Consider the following 15297-nt stretch of genomic DNA (forward strand, 5'->3'; position numbering starts at 1 on the left):
CGCCTGGGAACGATCAATTCCGTGTAGGAGCTGCCGCAGGCTGCGATCTTTTGACGTTAAAGCTTGTTAAGCGGAATCTTCAGATAAACCACACCATTGTCCTCAGCCGCCGGCAAATTCCCCGCCCGCACATTCACCTGAATCGCCGGCAGCAACAGCGTCGGCATGCCCAATCCGGCATCACGCTTCGTGCGCATCTCGACAAACGCCGCCTCATCCACCCCGTCATGCACATGAATGTTGCTTTTGCGCTGCTCGCCCACCGTGGTCTGGCACTGCGACTCGCGACCCTCGGGCGGGTAGTCGTGGCAAACGTAAAGCTTCACGCTCGCCGGGAAGGCCAGCAGTGTGTGGATCGAGGTGAACAGTTGATTGGCGTTGCCGCCGGGGAAGTCGCAGCGCGCCGTGCCGACGTCAGGCATGAACAAGGTGTCGCCGACCAGAATCTGCTCGCCATCAATCAGGTAAGCCATGTCCGCCGGTGTGTGGCCGGGAACATGCAGCGCCGTAGCTTTGAGATTGCCGATGCTGAATGACTCGTTCGGCGCGAACAGGTGATCGAACTGAGAGCCGTCGACGCAGAACTCCGGCTCCAGATTGAACAGCGCCTTGAACACGTTCTGCACTTTGCTGATCGACTCGCCGATGGCGATCTTGCCGCCCAGTTCCCGGCGCAGGTAGGGCGCGGCGGACAGGTGATCGGCGTGGGCGTGGGTTTCCAGCAGCCACTGCACTTGCAAGTTGTGTTGGCGGACGAAGGCAATGATTTTGTCGGCTTGTGCGGTGCAGGTGCGGCCGGCGGCGCCGTCGTAGTCGAGCACCGGATCGACGATTGCGCAGTGCCCACCGTCGGCTTCATAGACCACGTAACTGTAGGTCGAGGAGGCGGGGTCGAGGAAAGCTTCAATCAGCGCGGGCATGGACACAAACCTGTACGAGTGGGCGAAAAGTCATTCGGGGTTGCAACACTTTATGTAAAAACATAATGTTCGCAGCTTAAGTGACGTTGAAGGCATCGTGCAAATGCAATCCAGTCTGACCGAATGTGAAGTCGCCCAATTACGCGCCTCGGCCACCAAGGCCTGTGCGTTGCTCAAGGCGTTGGCCAATGAAGATCGGTTGTTGATCCTCTGTCAATTGACCCAGGGCGAACGCAACGTTGGCGAGCTGGAAACCATGACCGGCGTACGCCAGCCGACACTGTCCCAGCAATTGGGCATTTTGCGCGACGAAGGCATGGTCGCCACTCGCCGCGAAGGTAAATACATTTTTTATGGGCTCGCCAGCCCGGAAGTGATTCAGGTGATGAAGACCCTGTCGGGGCTTTATTGCGGGGCCGTCCTAAAAAGCTGGGAACACCCATAAATGCCAGCCATCGCACCAATCCCCTGTAGGAGTGAGCCTGCTCGCGATAGCGGTGTATCAGTCGATAAACATGTTGGCTGACCCACCGCGATCGCGAGCAGGCTCACTCCTACAATGGATCTGTGTGATGGCTGACGAAATCCTTGCGTGCAGCAAAAGGAACAAGCAATGAACGATCAACACTGGGGCCCATCCATCAGTGCAGACATCGTGGTTATCGGCGGCGGCACGGCGGGCATCGGCTTCGTCGCCAGCCTGCTCAAGCGTGATCCTGACCTGAAAATCACCGTGATCGAGCCGAGCTCGCAGCACTATTACCAGCCGGCGTGGACGCTGGTCGGCGGCGGTGCTTACGACGCAAAAGACACCGCCAGACCCATGGCCAAGGTGATGCCGCGTCAGGTCAACTGGCTGCAAGCCGCCGTCTCCGGCATTGATCCCGACAAGCGCCAACTCACCCTCAATGATCAACGCACGGTCAGCTATCAAAACCTGATCGTCTGCCCTGGCCTGCGCTTGGCCTGGGAGAAAATCGAAGGCTTGCAGGAAAGCCTCGGTCAGCACGGCGTCACTTCCAATTACAGCTACCAGCACGCGCAATACACCTGGGATCAGGTGCAAAAACTGCGCGGCGGCAAAGCGCTGTTCACGCAACCGGCGATGCCGATCAAATGCGCCGGCGCGCCGCAAAAGGCGCTGTATCTGTCCTGCGATCACTGGCTTAAAAGCGGCGTGCTGAGCAACATCAATGTCGAATTCAATCTCGCCGGCGCCGCGTTGTTCGGGGTGGCGACGTTCGTGCCGCCACTGATGAAGTACATCGAAAAATACAACGCGCAACTGGCGTTCAACTCCAATCTGGTCAAGGTCGACGGCCCGGCGAAAACCGCATGGTTCGAGATCAAGGATGCTGACGGCAACGTCACTCGCGAGGCGAAAACCTTCGATCTGCTGCACGTTGTACCGCCGCAGGTCTCGCCGGATTTCATCGCGAACAGTCCGTTGGCCGACGCCGCCGGCTGGTGCGAAGTCAATCAACACAGCCTGCAGCATCCGCGTTATCACGAGGTGTTTGCACTCGGCGATATCTGCGGCACCAGCAACGCGAAAACCGCAGCAGCAGTGCGCAAGCAAGTCGTGGTCGTCGCGCAAAACCTGCTGGCCCAGCGCAAGCAACAACCGCTGCCGTTGAAGTACGACGGCTACGGCTCGTGCCCGCTGACGGTGGAGAAGGGCAAGGTGATCCTCGCCGAGTTCGGCTACGCCGGTAAGTTGCTGCCGACGTTTCCTCTTGATCCGACCGTGGCGCGGCGTTCTGCGTGGTTGCTCAAGGCGACGTTGCTGCCGTGGTTCTACTGGAACGGCATGCTCAAGGGCCGCGAATGGCTGACTAGTCTGTCCAAGGTCGACTGAGAAAACCCTATGTTGCTGGCAAGTCTGTTTGGCGTGGTAATGGGGTTGGTGCTCGGTTTGACCGGGGCTGGCGGCGGCATTCTGGCGGTGCCGGCGCTGGTGCTCGGGCTCGGCTGGACGATGACGCAAGCGGCGCCGGTCGCGTTATTCGCGGTGGGCAGTGCGGCGGCGGTTGGAGCTATCGATGGATTGCGCCATGGGCTGGTGCGTTATCGCGCGGCACTGTTGATTGCGGCGCTCGGCGCGGTGTTTTCGCCGCTGGGGATCTACTTCGCGCATCAATTGCCGGAGAAGATTCTGATGATCCTTTTTAGCCTGCTGATGGTCATGGTTGCTTGGCGCATGTTGCGGCGCGAGCGTCAGGAAGAAGGGCCGAGCGATCACGGGCATGGCAGTTGGGGTCAGAAGAACTGCATGCTCGATGAAGAAACCGGGCGCTTCGACTGGACGGCCAAATGCACCGCAACCCTTGCGGCGTTGGGCGCGGTTACGGGCGTGGTGTCCGGGTTGCTTGGCGTTGGCGGCGGGTTTTTGATTGTGCCGGCGTTCAAGCAACTGACCGACGTGCAAATGCGCGGGATAGTCGCGACGTCGTTGATGGTGATCAGCCTGATTTCGGCGATCGGGGTGATCGGATCGTTTCACGCCGGGGTGCGGATTGACGGGCAGGGCGCGGCGTTTATCGTCGCCAGCATTGTCGGCATGATCATCGGCCGCAAGCTCTGCGCGCGAGTGCCGGCGCGGGCGTTGCAGGTGGGGTTTGCCAGTGTGTGTCTGGTGGTGGCGGGATATATGTTGTTACGTGCTTGAGTATTTGAAGATCAAAAGATCGCAGCCTCGTTTCACTCGCCAGCTCCTACATGGAATGCGATTTCTGTAGGAGCTGCCGAAGGCTGCGATCTTTCAGGTTGTTACAACACCAAGTGCGGTAGCCACAGGGAAATGGCGGGAATGTAGGTGACCAGCATCAACACCAGAAACAGCACCGCGTAGAACGGCAGCAGTGCTTTTACCGTGCTTTCGATACTGACCTTGCCCACCGCCGACCCGACAAACAGCACCGCACCTACCGGCGGTGTTATCAATCCGATCCCCAGGTTCACCAGCATGATCATGCCGAACTGCACCGGATCTACGCCAATGCCCAGAATCACCGGCATCAGAATCGGTGTGAGGATCAGAATCAGCGGGGCCATGTCCATCACGGTGCCGAGCAACAGCAGCATGACGTTGATGCACATCAGGATCACGTAGCGGTTGTCTGACAGGGTCAGGAACATCGTGGTGATCTTCGCCGGGATCTGCATCAGGGTCATGATGTAGCCGAAGCTCGCCGCGAAACCGATCAGGATCATCACGATCGAAATCGTCCGCACTGTGCGGTGCATCAGCTTCGGCAACTCACTCCATTTGTAGTCGCGGTAGATGAACATGGTCACGAAAAATGACCAGAGCACAGCGATGGCCGCTGATTCGGTTGCGGTGAAAATCCCGGATAGAATCCCGCCGAGAATGATCACCATCGCCATCAGGCCCCACAGCGCTTCACCGCAGATTTTCAGCGCCTGGCGCAGCGGAATGACTTCGCCTTTCGGGTAGTTGCGTTTACGCGCGAAAATCAGGCACAGCACCATCAGGCACGCGCTCATCAACAGGCCCGGCACCACGCCGGCCATGAACAGCGAAGCGATGGACACCGTGCCGCCGGCCGCCAACGAATAAAGCACCGAATTGTGGCTCGGGGGTGTCAGCAAGGCTTGCACCGAACCGCTGACCGTCACCGCCGTGGAGAAATCGCGCGGATAGCCTTTGCGCTCCATTTCCGGAATCAGTACCGAGCCCACCGACGCGGTGTCCGCCACTGAGGAGCCGGAGATCGCGCCGAAGAATGTCGAGGCCATGATGTTGACCAGCGACAGACCGCCACGGACGAACCCCACCAGCACCCCGGCGAACGCCACCAGCCTGCGCGACATGCCGCCCTCGGCCATGATCGCCCCGGCGAGCACAAAGAACGGAATCGCCAGCAGGGAAAATTTGTTTACGCCGCCAGCGACCTGAATCATCAGCGCCTGAAACGGAATATCGATCCACCACGCGCCGATCAACGCCGACAGCCCTAGGGCGTAAGCGACCGGCATGCCGATCAGGATCAAGGCGATAAAACTGCCCAGCAGAATCAATGCGTCCATCAGGCAGCCCCTTCGTTTTCTTCAACCAGGTCAAAGCGCACCACGCGGCGATTGCTCTGGTCGCCGAGAAAGAGTTTTTCCAGCACAAAAATCAGCGTCAACGCGCCGCCGACCGGGATCGGCATGTAGGTAATGCCCACCCGCAGAGTGGGCAGGGCGCTCATGAACTGGTTCCAGGTCGACAGGCAGAGTTTGCTGCCCCAGATGGTCATGAACAGGCAAATGGTCGCCATCAATACCTGCGAGACAATGCTCATGGTTCTGCGCATGTCGGGCGCCAGGCGATCGGTAATCATCGCGACGGCCATGTGTGCGCCGGCGCGATAACTGGCGGCGGCGCCGATGAAGGTGAAGACCATCATCAGCAGAATGGCGGTGGGTTCCGGCCAGCTGGAGCCGGTGCCGAGGACGTAACGGGCGAAGACGCCCCAAGGGATGATCAGGGAAATGGTCAGCACCGACAGACCGGCGACCCAGATGCAGGTCATGTAGATCCGGTCGTTGATGCGCAGCAGCAAATTCTTCATCGGGTTCCACCGTAACCGGGCAGCCGCTGACCTTCGGCGAGGTCAGCGTAGCCGGGCCTTTCGTTGAGGGCTGGGAGGGTTACTGCACGGCTTCGATGCGTTTGATCAGATCGACGTAAGGTGCGCCGTACTTCTCGCGTATCGATGCGGTGGCCTCATAGAACGGTTTCTTGTCGACGGTGATGAACTCGACGCCGGCCGCTTTGAGTTTTTCTTCGCTGCTGGCCGACTTGGCATCCCACAAAGTGCGCTCTTGTGCTTGGGCGGCTTTCGCGGCTTTTTTCACCAGGGTCTGCTGATCGGGGGTGAGTTTTTCCCAAGTGATTTTCGACATCACGATGGGCTCTGGCAGGATCAGGTGTCCGGTCAGGCTGTAGAACTTCGCGTTCTGGTAGTGATTATGTTCGAGCAGGGTTGGCGGGTTGTTTTCCGCGCCGTCGATCACTCCGGTCTGCAGGGCGCTGAAGATCTCGCCGGTGTCCATGGCGATGCCGTTGCCGCCCATTGCGTTGATGGTTTCGATGAACATCGGGTTGCCTTGCACGCGGATCTTCATGCCTTTGAGATCTTCGAGTGTGCGCACCGGTTTCTTGGTGTAGATATTCCTTGTGCCGCCGTCCATCCAGGCGAGGGCTACGAGGTTGAATTCCGACTGGGTGATCTTGTCGAGGATTTCATCGCCGATTTCGCCGTCGATGACTTTACGCATGTGCGCTTGGTCGCGAAACACGAAAGGCATGTTGAACACGTTCACGTCAGGCACCACCGGGCCGACGATGCCGAGGCTGACGCGAGCCATTTGAATCGCGCCGACTTGCGCCTGTTCGACCACTTCTTTTTCCGAGCCCAGCACGCCGCCGGCAAACATCTTGAAAGTCAGTTTGCCGTCGCTGTCGGCGACCAGTGTTTTGCCCAGTTGCTCTTCAGCCACCACCGTCGGATAGCCGGCCGGATGGATGTCGGCGAATTTGATTTCCAGTGCCTGAACGGCGCTGCTGAGGGTGAACGCGAAAGGGAGTGCAGCGACGAGCAACGTGCGTTTGAAGTCCATGAGGGGTGTCTCCAGTCTTGTTATTTTTGTGTTCAAGGCACAGCGGTGCAGCAGAGGCGGGTTACAGCAAGTCGTTGAACAGTGGTTCCGGCAGGCCCTTGACGCCGGGGTTCAGGGCGAACACGCCGCCGGCCAGAGATTGCGGATCGTGGTCGTCACCGGGGCGGATCGAGGCGACGAACAAGGTGTCCATCTGGCTGCCGCCGAACGCACACATGGTCGGTTTCTTCACCGGTACAGGCAGTGAGTAATCGAGGCGCCCGTCGGGTGTGAAGCGATGCACGAGACCGGCGTCGTTGGCGCAGATCCAGTAGCAGCCATCGGCGTCCACTGCCGCGCCGTCGGGGCGTCCGCAGTGGTTGTTCATGTCGACGAAGACACGGCGATTCGATGGCGTGCCGCTGTCGGTGTCGTAGTCGAAAGCCCAGATCAACTGCACATTCGGGTGTGAGTCGGACAAGTACAGAGTTTTACCGTCGGGACTGAAGCCGAGGCCATTGGGGACGACGAAGCCATCAAGTTGCGCTTCGATCGTCCCGGTTGCGCCGGCGCCGTAGCGATAGAGCCGTCCTTCGGGCGCATTCAGGCCCATGTTCAACACCATGCTGCCCGCCCAGAAACGCCCCTGACGGTCGCAGCGACCATCGTTGAGGCGCATGTCCGGGCGTGCGTGTTCAACGCTGGCGAGCCGCTCGGCGTCGAGGCTGCCGTCGGTGTGCGGGTGCAAATGAAAGAAGCCGCTCTCCATGCCGGCGATCCAGCCGCCACGCTGGTGCCGCGCGATGCAGGCGAGCATTTCCGGGGCTTTCCAGGCACGCACCTGGCCGGTATCGGCGCTCCAGCGTTGCAGCGCGCCGTTGGGGATATCGACCCAGTACAGCGCATTTTCCTGCGCCACCCAGACCGGGCTTTCGCCCACGGCGTTGCGGGCGTCGACGATCAATTCGGCTTGCATTCTCATTCCCTTGGTTTTGATTGGGGGGGATCAAGTGAGTCGGTCAGTCGCCGAAGGGGCCCGCCGCGACGAAGGCGCCACCCTGATAAATCCGCGCCGGGTCATCGGCGGCCGGCATCGGTTGCGCCTCGACTTTCTCGCGGAATACTTCGGAGCTGTCCCGGGCTTCGAAACCGAGGTGGCTGGCGAATCGGTTGTCCCACCAGACGTCTTTGTTATCGGACATGCCGTAGACCACGGTGTGACCGACATTGGCCGTGTACAGCGAGTGCTCGAGCAGTTGCGTGAGGTCGTCGAAGCTCAGCCAGGTGTGCATCATTCGACGGTTTTGCGGCTCGGGGAACGAGGAGCCGATGCGGATGCTGACGGTCTCGATGCCATAGCGGTCGAAGTAGAAACTGGCCATGTCTTCGCCGTAGGACTTGGACAAACCGTAGTAGCCATCAGGGCGGCGCGCAGAGCTGGCGTCGAGTTGCTCGTCCTGTTTATAGAAACCGATGACGTGATTGGAACTGGCGAAAATCACTCGTTTGACGCCATGCCGGCGCGCCGCTTCGTAAATGTGAAAGACCCCGCAAATGTTGGCGCCGAGGATTTCCTCAAACGGCCGCTCCACGGACACACCGCCGAAATGCAGGATCGCGTCGACGCCTTCGACCAGTTGATGCACGGCCTGTTTGTCGGCGAGATCGCAGAGCACGATTTCTTCGCGATCATCGACAGCGGGCGTGAGCGCGGCGATGTCGGACAGTCGCAGCACGTTGGCGTAGGGGCGCAAGCGTTCGCGCAGGACTTTGCCCAGGCCACCGGCAGCACCAGTCAGCAGCAGCCGGTTGAACGGGGCGCGGGAAGGGGTGGTAGTCGTCATGGCATTCCCTTACAAATTGTTATTGGTTTGTTGTAGGTTGTCGTATGACTGCGTTGGAGTATCGGTAGGGTTTCCGGATCTTGTCAACGCGACTTTTGGTGTAGATGACGGATGGGCCAATTGGCATTTCGATCGCCCAATGGCTGCTCTGCAATGCATTCCCCTGTAGGAGTGAGCCTGCTCGCGATAGCGGTGTGTCAATCAACATCAATGTTGGATCTGCCGCGGCCATCGCTGACTTGCCAGCGATGGGGCCGGTGCCGCACTTTTGCATCGACTGACAGAACGCCTTCGCGAGCAGGCTCGCTCCCACAGGGAGACTCGGTGTGGCGACTGGCTTACAACAACGAAATCGGATAACTGATAAACACCCGGTTCTCATCGAACTCATTGGTGCTGAAGTCCCTGCGAATGGTCGCGTTGCGCCATCTCACGTTGAGGTTTTTCAGCGGGCCGCTCTGTACGGTGTAGGCCAGTTCCGACTCGCGGCCCCATTCCTTGCCGTCAGTGATCAAGCCGGTGTGGACGTTATCGCCGCTGATATAGCGGTTCATCATGGTCAGGCCGGGGATGCCCAGAACGACAAAGTTGTAGTCATGGCGCAACTGCCACGAGCGTTCCTTGGCATTGTCGTAACTGGCGTTGTAACTGTCGTTGGCCAGGGTGCCGCCGCTGGTGCCGTTGACCCGCATCCACGCATCGTCGCCGCCGAGTTTCTGCAGGCCGACATAAAAGGTGCTGCCGCCGTATCTGGCCGAGAGCATGGCGAACGCGGTCTTGTTGTCGAGTTCGCCCGCCTGGGCGCTGCCGTCTTCCTTGCCCGTGAAGAAGCCGAGGTTGGCGCCGAGCGTCCAGTCGCCCACGGGCTGGCTGTGGCTGAGGTTGAAGTACTGCTGCTGGTAGATGTCGCTGAGTTCGGCGTACCACACGCCGACCAGGGTTCGCTTGTCATTGAAGCTGTATTCGCCACCGCCGAAGTTGAAACGATCGGAGGTGAAAGCGCCCCGGCCGTTCATCGACATGTCTTCCATGCTTGCGTCGTTGCGTGGGCTGTTGCCGCGGAACTGGCCGCCGTAGACGGTCAGGCCGTTGATCTCGGTGGACGTGATCTGCCCGCCACGAAACGTTTGCGGCAGGGAGCGGCCATCGTCGGAGCGCAGGATCGGCAGGACCGGCATCCATTCACCGACCTTCAATTCGGTCTTCGACACCTTGGCTTTCATCGCCACGCCGAGCCGGCCGAAGTTGTCCGCCGGACGCCCGTCATCGTGGATCGGCAACAGTTGCGTGCCACCGGTGCCTTTGCCGCCATCAAGCTTCTGAGAGTACAACCCGAGCACGTCGAGGCCGAAACCGACGGTGCCTTGGGTGAAACCGGATTTGGCGTCGAGGATGAAGCTTTGCGTCCACTCTTCAGCCTTGCCTTGTGGGTTGGCCGGGTTAACGAAATTGCGGTTGAAGTAGGCGTTACGCAGGTTCAGCGTGGCTTTGCTGTCTTCCAGAAAGCCTTCAGCGTCGGCGCTCATGGGCATGGCGAAGGCGAGGCTGCTGCAACCTATCAGGCTCAGAGTAGATCGCGGGCGAATAACGGAAAAGCGGGAAGGGCGGACGGAATTGCGGACAAGTGTGCTCACTGTGACGCTCCCTGTTTCATTGTTGTTTTTATTATTAGTCATACGTCGTCGTACAACATTGTTGCGGATATTTCCTATGTTTTGCGGGAATGTCAACAGCAAGTTATACGATGACTATCGGCAGCACTCTGATCACTTGTAGGAGCTGCGGCACGCTGCGATCTTTTTATCTGGCTTTGGAAAAAAGAATCAAAAGATCGCAGCCTCGTTTCACTCGACAGCTCCTACAGGGATCTGTGTTGTCCATGAGATGTGTGTTGCCGGTGAATTTGCGGCAAACTTCATCCACCTTCAGCACAAGGCTTTTCAATGGATCAATACGCCCCGCGCCACTGGCAGCCGCACGAGAAGCCCAGTCTGCCCGGTTCCCCTTCGACGCCGCTGCACTCCAACCCCAAGCGCCTGGCCTATGCGCTGGTCGGTTTGCTGGTGGCGCTGACCGGTGGTTTGGGCAACTCGCTGGTGGTTGCCAACCTGCCTTATCTGCAAGGCGCACTTGGCGCCACCACGGCGGAAATGGCCTGGCTGCCGGCCGCGTATGTAATGACCAACGTGTCGATGAACCTGTTGCTGGTGAAGTTTCGCCAGCAGTTCGGTTTGCGCGCGTTCACCGAAGTATTCCTCGTGTTGTACGCGCTGGTGACCTTCGGCCACTTGTTCGTCAACGATCTCAATTCCGCAGTCGCGGTGCGGGCGGCGCACGGCATGGTCGGCGCGGCGCTGAGCTCTCTGGGCCTGTATTACATGGTGCAGGCGTTCCCGGCGAAGTGGCGGATGAAGGCGTTGGTGCTCGGCCTCGGCACGTCGCAGTTAGCCTTGCCGCTGGCACGATTATTCTCTGAAGACTTGCTGCAAATTGCCGAATGGCGCGGCTTGTACCTATTCGAATTGGGCATGGCGTTGCTGTCGCTGGGCTGCGTATTGATGCTCAAGTTGCCGCCCGGCGACCGCTTCAAAACTTTCGAAAAACTCGATTTCCTGACCTTCGCCATTCTCGCCAGTGGCGTGGCATTGTTGTGCGCGGTGCTGTCGTTGGGGCGGATCGACTGGTGGCTGGAGGCCGACTGGATCGGCGTCGCTCTCGCGTCGTCGATTGCGCTGATCATCACCGGTCTGGCCATCGAACATAACCGCAGCAACCCGATGCTGATGACCCGTTGGCTCGGCAGCGGGACGATGATTCGTCTCGCGCTGGCGGTGACCCTAATTCGTATGGTCACCTCCGAGCAGTCCACCGGTGCGGTGGGTTTCATGCAGAACCTGAACATGGGCTATGAGCAGTTGCACAGCCTGTACGTGGTAATGCTGATTGGCAGCGTCGCGGGGTTGTTGACCAGCGCACTGACGATCGACCCCAAACACCTGCTGATGCCGCTGATCATCTCGCTGGGTCTGATGGCCACCGGAGCGGTGATGGACAGTTCTTCCAACAACCTGACCCGCCCGGAAAACCTCTATTTCAGCCAGTTCCTGTTGGCCTTCGGCAGCACGTTTTTCCTCGGCCCGACCATGGTGCTCGGCACGCGCAACGTGTTGACCAATCCGCGCAACCTGGTGAGTTTTTCCGTGCTGTTCGGGATCTGTAATAACCTCGGCGGTTTAATCGGCGCGGCGCTTCTGGGCACCTTTCAGATCGTCCGGGAAAAATTTCATTCCAGTCACATCGTTGAGCACCTGACGCTGTCTGACCCTTTGGTGGCCGCGCGCGTGCAGAGTGGCGGCTCGGCGTATGGCTCGCTATTGGCCGACCCGAGCCTGCGCAACCTTGCGGGTATTCGTAGCCTGGCCAACGCCGCGACCCGAGAGGCCAACGTGCTGGCCTACAACGACGTGTTCATGCTGATCGCCGTGATCGCGGTGCTGACCATGATCTGGCTGTCCATTCGTGCGCTGTGGCTGATGAGCACCACCAAAGCCGTCGCCCCTGCGCCATCCACACCTTCGAGCGGTGCCATTTCTTCATGACCGAACCGACCACCACAACCACTAACGCCATTGCCGCCACGCCCGAAGGCGTGGCGCCGCCGTCATCGCCAAATACTGAGCCACGTTCGTTGCGGGTGCGGATCATCTCTTCAATGGGCTTTGCCGCGATCGCCATCGTCGGCGTGTTGATCGTGTTGTATGCCTGGCAATTGCCGCCGTTCAGCAGCGCGGTCGAGACCACTGAAAATGCGCTGATTCGCGGGCAGGTGACGATCATCGGCCCGCAGCTCGCCGGTTATGTCTATGAAGTGCCGGTGCAGGATTTTCAGTATGTGAAGGCCGGTGATTTGCTGGTGCGTCTGGATGATCGCATCTATCAGCAGCGTCTCGATCAATCGCTGGCGCAACTGGCGGTGCAGAAAGCCGCGTTGGCCAACGTCGTGCAGCAACGCAACAGCGCCGAGGCGACGATCAAGTTGCGCCAAGCGGTGCAGGCCGACAGCGAAGCGCAGTTGCGCAAAAGCGAGGCGGATCTGCGGCGTAACAAGGAACTGGTGAGCGACGGTTCGGTGTCGAAACGTGAGATGGACGTGGCGCTCGCAGCCAATGCGCAAAGCATTGCCGCGGTGGCGCAGGCCAAGGCCAATGTCGAAATCGCTCGTCAAGATTTGCAGACGGTGATCGTCAATCGTGGTTCGTTGGAGGCGTCGGTGGCCAGCGCGGAAGCGGCGGTGCAACTGGCGCGGATCGATTTGTCGAACACGCGCATCGTCGCGCCGCGTGACGGGCAGTTGGGGCAGATTGGCGTGCGTCTCGGCGCTTACGTCAACTCCGGGGCGCAATTGATGGCGTTGGTGCCGAACCAGAAATGGGTGATCGCCAACATGAAAGAAACCCAGATGGACAACGTGCGGGTCGGGCAACCGGTGCGTTTCACCGTCGATGCGCTGAACCACCGTAAATTCACCGGGCATGTGCAGCATATTTCGCCGGGCACGGGGTCTGAATTCGCCTTGCTGCAAGCGGACAATGCGACGGGTAATTTTGTGAAGATTGCCCAGCGGGTGCCGGTGCGGATCACGATTGATCCGGATCAGCAGGAAGAGGAACGGCTAAGGCCGGGGATGTCGGTGGTGGTTAGTATCGATACCGCCGCCGGCAACACCCAACCCCATTGACACAACCCTTGTAGGAGCTGAGCTTGCTCGCGAAAGCGGTGGTTCAGACAATTGAGATGGCGACTGTGATGACGCCTTCGCGAGCAAGCTCGGCTCCTACAGAGATCGTGTTTCAAGCCGTGATCATCGGGGGCAGGGTGCCGAGTAGCGAGACGGCGGCGACCGCGCCAATGCCGAGCAGCCATTCGAGCATCACGCTGCGTCGCAGGGTGCCCATTCGTTGTTCGCAGTCATCGATGCGCAAGCGGTTAAACAACGCCAACCCGAGCATGCCCAGCACAATCATCGCCTTGATCAACAGAATCAGCGCAAACCCGCTGAACAATGGCGTCGGCCACCACTGGCCGGTCAGCACGCGGACGTTGATCAATCCGGTGATCAGCAACCCCGCCACCAGCCAATAACCGACGCCGCTGAAACGCTGCAAAACACCACGAAGCTCACTCGGCTGACGCAGGATCATCACCAGCAGCAACAACCCACCCAGCCACGCGGCCACACAGGTCAGATGAACGATCTGATTGAGAATCAGCAGCTGCCCGCTCAGACCATCGAGCATCGCGCCGTGTCCGACCGGTGCCAGCGTCGCCAGCAACAACCCGCTCAAACCTAAGCGCAACGGCATGCTTGAACGCCACGGAGTGAACAGCAACGCCAGCAGCACCGCGTTGATCAGCAGGTGCCAGCGCCACACCTGACCAAAAAACGTATTGCCCAGCACCAGCGCAATCGTGTCTGGATCAAACGCCGCCGCAGCCGAACCGGCCATGCTCGCGGTAATCAGCAACGCCCAGGCAATCCCGCTGACCAGCGCAACCGCGGCCAGCCAACGGGCGAGTCGCGTCAGGTGCCGATCCAGTTCCAGCGCTTCACCCTTGAGCAGCAACGGCCGGAATAGCCAGGCGCCGAACAGCATCAACACCACGGTGAAATGCAGAAAGCGGCACAGCACCAGCGCTTCGCTCATGAATTACTGGCCAACCTTGAACTGATAGGCGCCTTCGCTTTTGTGCGTGTCGACCGACACTGCGTGCCATTCGACTTTGTATTCACCGGCGGTCAGCGGCGCAGCCGGGGTGATGATCAGGGTTTTCTTGTCGCCTTCGGTGGTCAGCGGTTTGACCGCAACCGGTGTGCCGTCCTTGGTCACGGTGACTTTGGTGAACGTGGCTTCGACACCTTCGGAAAAGGTCAGGCGCAGATCGGCAGGGGCAGCGACGGTGCTGTCAGCGGCCGGGGTCTGGCTTTTCAAATGGGCGTGGGCAAATACCGAAGACGCAGCGAACAGCGAGGCGAGCAGGGCAGTGGTGGTCAGGACATTCTTGAACAGCATCGCGGATACCTCTGAGGCAGAATCGAAGAACGGCCAGTTTACTCAACCGCGTCCGGGCGCGTCTGTACGAAGTTTCGTTTTCATCTGTCGCCCGCGTGCCTGAGCGGATGCTAGTCTTCAACAACGCTGTTGTCAGGGAGCCCACATGGGCAATCACAAGATCGAAATTCGCCGCAATAACGTCGAGAAAATCCTGCTGGCGGCGGAAAAAGTCTTCGCCGAAAAAGGTTTCGGCAGCACCGCGATGGCGGACATCGCCGCCGAAGTGCAACTGCCGCGTTCCAATCTGCATTATTACTTCAGCACCAAGAGCGAGCTGTACAGCGCGGTGCTGTTTGATCTGCTGGAAGTGTGGAAGCAGGACGCGCTGTGCTTCGAGATGTTCGACGATCCGCGCGTGGTGCTCAGCAGTTATATTCGCGCGAAGATGAACCACTCGCGCAGCCGGCCGTACGGTTCGAAGGTTTGGGCGAATGAAATCATCCATGGCGCGCCGACGCTGGGCGAGGCGCTGGATGTCAGCCTGTATGACTGGGCGAAAATGAAGGAAGCGAAGATTCGGCAGTGGGTCGAGGACAAGCGGATTTTGCCGGTGGAGCCGTCGGGGTTGTTGTACATGATCTGGGCGTCGACGCAGCACTATGCCGACTTTGATCATCAGGTGAATATTTTGAATGATCACCAGCCGTTGTCGGACATGCAGTTTGAGCGGGCGGTGCAGACGGTGACGAGTGTGATCTTGCGCGGGATTGGGTTGGAACCATAAGTCAAAAGATCGCAGCCTTCGGCAGCTCCTACATGATCGTTCCCACGCTCTGCGTGGGAATGCCTCTAGGGACGCTCCGCGTTCCAATG

Annotated in this window: 15 protein-coding genes; 6 read left to right on the forward strand and 9 right to left on the reverse strand. The window is 59.5% G+C overall.

Going from position 1 to position 15297, the window contains the following annotated elements:
* Window positions 1-56: 56 nt before the first annotated feature.
* Window positions 57-920: an MBL fold metallo-hydrolase gene (locus ACIOMO_RS00370; RefSeq protein ID WP_401237425.1), complete on the reverse strand. Its 864-nt coding sequence runs from the start codon at window positions 918-920 to the stop codon at window positions 57-59.
* A gap of 103 nt (window positions 921-1023) precedes the next feature.
* Between ACIOMO_RS00370 and ACIOMO_RS00375 the strand changes: the two genes are divergently transcribed.
* From ACIOMO_RS00375 to ACIOMO_RS00385, 3 genes are all read left to right on the forward strand, one after another.
* Entirely contained in the window at window positions 1024-1365 is a 342-nt protein-coding gene (locus ACIOMO_RS00375) for a helix-turn-helix transcriptional regulator (protein WP_053121433.1), read from the forward strand.
* 168 nt (window positions 1366-1533) lie between these two features.
* Window positions 1534-2778: an FAD-dependent oxidoreductase gene (locus ACIOMO_RS00380; RefSeq protein ID WP_401237427.1), complete on the forward strand. Its 1245-nt coding sequence runs from the start codon at window positions 1534-1536 to the stop codon at window positions 2776-2778.
* Between the two features lie 9 nt (window positions 2779-2787).
* Window positions 2788-3588 (forward strand): sulfite exporter TauE/SafE family protein, encoded by an 801-nt coding sequence (locus ACIOMO_RS00385; protein WP_053121429.1) that lies wholly within the window; start codon window positions 2788-2790, stop codon window positions 3586-3588.
* Window positions 3589-3689: 101 nt separating this feature from the next.
* Here ACIOMO_RS00385 and ACIOMO_RS00390 read toward each other — a convergent pair whose 3' ends face one another.
* From ACIOMO_RS00390 to ACIOMO_RS00415, 6 genes are all read right to left on the reverse strand, one after another.
* Complete coding sequence (locus ACIOMO_RS00390; RefSeq protein WP_053121428.1) at window positions 3690-4970, reverse strand: TRAP transporter large permease; 1281 nt, start codon at window positions 4968-4970, stop codon at window positions 3690-3692.
* Window positions 4970-5497 (reverse strand): TRAP transporter small permease, encoded by a 528-nt coding sequence (locus tag ACIOMO_RS00395; RefSeq protein WP_053121425.1) that lies wholly within the window; start codon window positions 5495-5497, stop codon window positions 4970-4972. Before ACIOMO_RS00395 ends, ACIOMO_RS00390 begins: the two co-directional genes overlap by 1 nt.
* Window positions 5498-5576: 79 nt before the next feature.
* Complete coding sequence (locus ACIOMO_RS00400; protein WP_053121423.1) at window positions 5577-6548, reverse strand: TRAP transporter substrate-binding protein; 972 nt, start codon at window positions 6546-6548, stop codon at window positions 5577-5579.
* A 61-nt stretch (window positions 6549-6609) separates the two neighbouring features.
* The gene (locus ACIOMO_RS00405) at window positions 6610-7503 is read right to left on the reverse strand and encodes an SMP-30/gluconolactonase/LRE family protein (protein WP_401237429.1); all 894 of its coding nucleotides are present in this window, start codon (window positions 7501-7503) and stop codon (window positions 6610-6612) included.
* A gap of 43 nt (window positions 7504-7546) precedes the next feature.
* Entirely contained in the window at window positions 7547-8371 is an 825-nt protein-coding gene (locus tag ACIOMO_RS00410) for an NAD-dependent epimerase/dehydratase family protein (RefSeq protein WP_401237431.1), read from the reverse strand.
* A gap of 338 nt (window positions 8372-8709) precedes the next feature.
* Window positions 8710-10005 carry an OprD family porin gene (locus tag ACIOMO_RS00415; RefSeq protein WP_401237433.1) on the reverse strand — a complete coding sequence of 432 codons (1296 nt, stop codon included), beginning with the start codon at window positions 10003-10005 and terminating at the stop codon, window positions 8710-8712.
* Window positions 10006-10314: 309 nt separating this feature from the next.
* Here ACIOMO_RS00415 and ACIOMO_RS00420 point away from each other — a divergent pair, with 309 nt between their 5' ends.
* Both ACIOMO_RS00420 and ACIOMO_RS00425 read left to right on the forward strand, forming a co-directional pair.
* The gene (locus tag ACIOMO_RS00420) at window positions 10315-11970 is read left to right on the forward strand and encodes an MFS transporter (protein ID WP_159814680.1); all 1656 of its coding nucleotides are present in this window, start codon (window positions 10315-10317) and stop codon (window positions 11968-11970) included.
* Window positions 11967-13109 carry an HlyD family secretion protein gene (locus ACIOMO_RS00425; protein ID WP_159814679.1) on the forward strand — a complete coding sequence of 381 codons (1143 nt, stop codon included), beginning with the start codon at window positions 11967-11969 and terminating at the stop codon, window positions 13107-13109. The genes ACIOMO_RS00420 and ACIOMO_RS00425 overlap by 4 nt, the downstream gene beginning before the upstream one ends.
* Before the next feature lie 112 nt (window positions 13110-13221).
* Here the strand turns inward: ACIOMO_RS00425 and copD are convergent, their stop codons facing one another.
* Window positions 13222-14076: a copper homeostasis membrane protein CopD gene (gene copD, locus ACIOMO_RS00430; protein ID WP_401237436.1), complete on the reverse strand. Its 855-nt coding sequence runs from the start codon at window positions 14074-14076 to the stop codon at window positions 13222-13224.
* A gap of 3 nt (window positions 14077-14079) precedes the next feature.
* Window positions 14080-14442 carry a copper homeostasis periplasmic binding protein CopC gene (gene copC / locus ACIOMO_RS00435; RefSeq protein ID WP_401237437.1) on the reverse strand — a complete coding sequence of 121 codons (363 nt, stop codon included), beginning with the start codon at window positions 14440-14442 and terminating at the stop codon, window positions 14080-14082.
* Between the two features lie 145 nt (window positions 14443-14587).
* Between copC and ACIOMO_RS00440 the strand changes: the two genes are divergently transcribed.
* Window positions 14588-15208, forward strand: a complete 621-nt coding sequence (locus tag ACIOMO_RS00440; RefSeq protein ID WP_212544627.1) for a TetR/AcrR family transcriptional regulator — start codon at window positions 14588-14590, stop codon at window positions 15206-15208.
* The last annotated feature ends 89 nt before the right edge of the window (window positions 15209-15297 follow it).

The organism is Pseudomonas sp. NPDC087804 (genome assembly GCF_044742965.1).
GTDB classification, from domain to species: domain Bacteria; phylum Pseudomonadota; class Gammaproteobacteria; order Pseudomonadales; family Pseudomonadaceae; genus Aquipseudomonas; species Aquipseudomonas rustica.

Excerpts from the sequence above, each read along its gene's own strand:
- ACIOMO_RS00370 (WP_401237425.1), bottom strand. The coding sequence starts at position 920 with ATGCCCGCGCTGATTGAAGCTTTCCTCGACCCCGCCTCCTCGACCTAC.
- ACIOMO_RS00375 (WP_053121433.1), top strand. The coding sequence starts at position 1,024 with ATGCAATCCAGTCTGACCGAATGTGAAGTCGCCCAATTACGCGCCTCG.
- ACIOMO_RS00380 (WP_401237427.1), top strand. The coding sequence starts at position 1,534 with ATGAACGATCAACACTGGGGCCCATCCATCAGTGCAGACATCGTGGTT.
- ACIOMO_RS00385 (WP_053121429.1), top strand. The coding sequence starts at position 2,788 with ATGTTGCTGGCAAGTCTGTTTGGCGTGGTAATGGGGTTGGTGCTCGGT.
- ACIOMO_RS00390 (WP_053121428.1), bottom strand. The coding sequence starts at position 4,970 with ATGGACGCATTGATTCTGCTGGGCAGTTTTATCGCCTTGATCCTGATC.
- ACIOMO_RS00395 (WP_053121425.1), bottom strand. The coding sequence starts at position 5,497 with ATGAAGAATTTGCTGCTGCGCATCAACGACCGGATCTACATGACCTGC.
- ACIOMO_RS00400 (WP_053121423.1), bottom strand. The coding sequence starts at position 6,548 with ATGGACTTCAAACGCACGTTGCTCGTCGCTGCACTCCCTTTCGCGTTC.
- ACIOMO_RS00405 (WP_401237429.1), bottom strand. The coding sequence starts at position 7,503 with ATGCAAGCCGAATTGATCGTCGACGCCCGCAACGCCGTGGGCGAAAGC.
- ACIOMO_RS00410 (WP_401237431.1), bottom strand. The coding sequence starts at position 8,371 with ATGACGACTACCACCCCTTCCCGCGCCCCGTTCAACCGGCTGCTGCTG.
- ACIOMO_RS00420 (WP_159814680.1), top strand. The coding sequence starts at position 10,315 with ATGGATCAATACGCCCCGCGCCACTGGCAGCCGCACGAGAAGCCCAGT.
- ACIOMO_RS00425 (WP_159814679.1), top strand. The coding sequence starts at position 11,967 with ATGACCGAACCGACCACCACAACCACTAACGCCATTGCCGCCACGCCC.
- copD (WP_401237436.1), bottom strand. The coding sequence starts at position 14,076 with ATGAGCGAAGCGCTGGTGCTGTGCCGCTTTCTGCATTTCACCGTGGTG.
- copC (WP_401237437.1), bottom strand. The coding sequence starts at position 14,442 with ATGCTGTTCAAGAATGTCCTGACCACCACTGCCCTGCTCGCCTCGCTG.
- ACIOMO_RS00440 (WP_212544627.1), top strand. The coding sequence starts at position 14,588 with ATGGGCAATCACAAGATCGAAATTCGCCGCAATAACGTCGAGAAAATC.